The organism is Pirellulales bacterium (assembly GCA_036490175.1).
GTDB lineage: Bacteria > Planctomycetota > Planctomycetia > Pirellulales > JACPPG01 > JACPPG01.
Genome location: DASXEJ010000277.1, coordinates 1 through 2,830 on the forward strand (window position 1 = coordinate 1; position 2,830 = coordinate 2,830).

3 protein-coding genes and 1 tRNA gene are annotated in these 2,830 nt (G+C 59.1%); 2 read left to right on the forward strand and 2 right to left on the reverse strand.

Going from position 1 to position 2,830, the window contains the following annotated elements; genetic code table 11:
- Positions 1 to 104 precede the first annotated feature (104 nt).
- Positions 105 to 177 (forward strand) — tRNA-Arg (locus VGG64_20995).
- A 30-nt stretch (positions 178 to 207) separates the two neighbouring features.
- On the opposite strand, the gene VGG64_21000 is transcribed toward VGG64_20995, so the two are convergent.
- The gene (locus tag VGG64_21000; GenBank protein HEY1602093.1) at positions 208 to 1,731 is read right to left on the reverse strand and encodes an NCS1 family nucleobase:cation symporter-1; all 1,524 of its coding nucleotides are present in this window, start codon (positions 1,729 to 1,731) and stop codon (positions 208 to 210) included.
- Between the two features lie 126 nt (positions 1,732 to 1,857).
- Positions 1,858 to 2,295: a nucleoside deaminase gene (locus VGG64_21005; GenBank protein ID HEY1602094.1), complete on the reverse strand. Its 438-nt coding sequence runs from the start codon at positions 2,293 to 2,295 to the stop codon at positions 1,858 to 1,860.
- Positions 2,296 to 2,602: 307 nt separating this feature from the next.
- Here VGG64_21005 and VGG64_21010 point away from each other — a divergent pair.
- On the forward strand, positions 2,603 to 2,830 hold a 228-nt coding region (locus VGG64_21010; protein HEY1602095.1), incomplete at its 3' end, for a hypothetical protein.

Below are 2,830 nucleotides of genomic sequence, written 5' to 3' on the forward strand. Positions count from 1 at the left end.
CTGCGCCCCGTTAACCGGTCGAAAATGGTCTCAGTCACCGGGCGCGGACGCCACATCATCGCCCTGGCCCAAGCCGCCCTCGCGCAGGTACACTTGGTACTCCCGCGCCTGTAGCTCAGGGGATAGAGCAACGGTTTCCTAAACCGTAGGTCGCAGGTTCGAATCCTGCCAGGCGTACTCGATCATCCGAGGCACTGGGTCGACCGGTCATCTCTTGCTCCATTTCGTCAGCACCAGATACGACAGCAACGATATGCCGAAGCTGATGAACCAGGCATAGTGGTAAAGCGCCGTCCAAATCGGCGCGAATTCCGCTGCCCCCACCGTGGCCAAGAAGCCCGGGACGCACGGGGCGATGCCCAACACCGTGGCGATCAGAGCCGCGGGATTGAATCCGCCGCGATACCAGTAAGGGCCTGTCCGGGCGTAAAGACCGGCCAGGTCGAGGCGCGTGCGGCGGACCACAAAATAATCGGCAATTAGAATTCCGCCGACCGCACCTAGCAAGGCCGAATATGCGACCAGCCAGCGAAAAATGTAGCCGCTAGGGTCGGCAATCAGCTTCCAAGGTTGAATCAGCACTCCGATCACGCCCGTGATCAATCCGCCCGCGCGAAACCCGATGCGTCGCGGCCAAAGATGCGCAAAATCATTCGCCGGGCTCACCACGTTGGCAGCGATATTGGTCGCTAGCGTTGCTAAGCAAAGCGACGCCAGCGCCACGATCAGCACCACAGGGTTCTGGAACTGCGAGAGCAAAAACACAGGATCCCACAGTTGGCGCTGCTCTTCGACCGGCATGTCGGCATAAATGACGAAGGCCGCCGACGTCACCGCCACGCCAATGAATGAAAACAGTCCCATGGTGGTCGGCAGGCCGAGGGCCTGACCGAGAATCTGATCGCGCTGCGAGTAGGCATAGCGGCTGAAGTCCGGAATATTCAACGATAACGTGGCCCAATAGCCCACGTTCGCCGTTAGTGCCGGAAAGAAAAACATCCAGAATTGCCCCGCCTTGGGGCCGCCGGGTGAAAATGCGGACGGCTGCGAAAACATCGTTCCGAAACCGCCGGCGCGATGATAAGCCCAGGTTAGCAGCGCCAATCCTAGCACGATCAGGAGGGGGGCCTTGATATTGAGCAAAACGCGAATCGACTCGATTCCCCGATAGACAACGATCATGTTGATCGTCCAGAAAAGCAGGAAGCATCCCAGCTGCGGCCCGCTTACTCCCAGACCCGCTATCAATTCCGCACGATCCCAAGCTGGCAGGAAAATGGACAAGATCGTGTAAATCGCCCAACCACCGATCCATGTCTGGATGCCGAACCAGCCACAAGCCACGAGCGCGCGCAAAAGGGCCGGCACGTTCGCCCCCAGAATTCCGTACGACGCGCGGCAATAAACCGGAAACGGAATGCCGTATTTGGTGCCGGCATGGGCATTGAGCACCATCGGCAACAGCACGATCACGTTCCCCAAAAAGATCGTCAGCACGGCCTGCCACCAGCTCATTCCCTCGTCGATGAGCGAGGAAGCCAGCATGTAGGTCGGGATGCAGGCGGACATCGAAACCCACAGCACGGCGATGTCCTTCAAGCCCCAGCGTCGTTCGGCGCGTGATACGGGCGCCATATCGCGACTGTAGTAGGGCGAATTGCTCAGGTCAGGCGGCAGTTCAAAATCGCCTGCCTGCGCGGCGCTGGGGCCGCGAGCGAATGATGGCGTCATGATCCCTCAAAGTTGCTACACGGCACGGCAGCATAGTGGCTGACTGTTCGATTCGCTGCTGTTACACAGGTGCCAACGAGCTGCTTGCTAGCGACGGGCGCGCTCTTGACTGGCGCACGCGACAGCCTATTCGCCAATATCCTCGTTCCACAAATCAGGGCGGGCCGCGATAAAGTCGCGCATCAGCCGAATGCACTCGGCATCGTTGACGATTACCAGTTCGACACCGCGCGACCGTACATAATCCTCGGGGCCTTGAAATGTCTGGTTCTCGCCGATCACGACCTTTGGCACTTTGTACAGCAGCGCGGTGCCGCTGCACATGTCGCATGGCGATAATGTCGAGTACAGCACGGCACGACGATAGTCCCGCGCCGACAGGCGCCCGGCGTTCTCCAGACAATCCATTTCGGCATGAAGTGTCGGGCTGCCGCGTTGCACGCGACGATTGTGGCCACGTCCGACAATGCGTCCATCGATAACAAGTACGGAACCGATCGGGATACCTCGTTCGGCGAGGCCAGCTTTGGCTTCGTCGAGAGCGGCTTGTAAAAACGGGTCCATGGCAAGGCCTCCTGCGCACTCAGCTGCGGGCGATAAACGCCGGGTCTTGGAACTGCTGTTCGGCCGCCCGCACACGATCCGCGCCGTCATTATTGCCAGCCATCCGCACATAGAACTGGCGGGCGCCGGGTCAGTCTAGGCAATCCGCCGGAAGACTGCTACCGTCGTTTGGCGTAGGGTATCTTTCTAAGAGACAAGCGATTTGAAGTACCGCCGCCATAATCGTGAGGCTTGTCGGCTTCGGCGCCGTTACCATTTTTAATCACGAAGACAAAAAGACGCCGTCCCGTTTTTTGAGAGATTTGTCATGGCCGATCTCGCAACGACTGTCGATGGGCTAACGCTACCTAACCCGTTCGTAATTGCCTCGGGCCCGCCAGGGACGAATGCGAACGTCATCGGCAAGGCCTTCGATGAGGGTTGGGGCGCGGTGATCTGCAAGACCGTCAGTCTGGATGCGTCGAAGGTAATAAACGTGCAGCCGCGCTATGGGCGCTTGCGCACCCATGAGTCGCAGGAGATTTTTGGCTGGGAA